The 400-nt window shown below is 56.0% G+C and carries 1 protein-coding gene; it reads left to right on the top strand.

Annotated elements, in window-relative coordinates; genetic code table 11:
* Positions 1 to 400, top strand: a 400-nt coding sequence (locus tag PGR74_RS13895; protein ID WP_270517366.1) for an ATP-binding cassette domain-containing protein, incomplete at both ends; no start/stop codon positions are given.

Here is a 400-nt window from a genome sequence, read left to right as displayed (position 1 = left end):
TTTTACGCCCTACAGAGGGAAACGTTTATATCAAGGGAGTGAGTATCCGGGAGAACCCTGTAGAGGCGAAACGGCATATCGGCTTTTTGCCGCAGACGCCGCCCTTGCACCCGGATTTGACGGTGACGGAGTACCTGGAGTATTGCGCGGGCTTGCGTCATGTCCCGGACAGCGAGATATCGACGGCCGTGAAGGCGGTTATGGGCAAGTGCGGTATCAGTCATTTCAACAAACGTTTGATCCGTAACCTCTCTGGCGGTTATCAACAGCGGGTGGGTATAGCGCAGGCGATCATCCACAACCCGGAGTTCGTGGTTTTGGACGAGCCGACGAACGGTCTGGACCCGAACCAGATCGTTGAGATCCGTCACCTGATCAAGGAGATCGCGGAGGATCGCAC

The sequence above is a fragment of the Sanguibacteroides sp. AM78-02pH3A genome (assembly GCF_027666085.1).
GTDB lineage: Bacteria > Bacteroidota > Bacteroidia > Bacteroidales > Marinifilaceae > Gabonibacter > Gabonibacter massiliensis.
The sequence above is the reverse complement of the archived record's forward strand: the minus strand, read 5'-3'. Positions and strand labels throughout refer to the sequence as shown.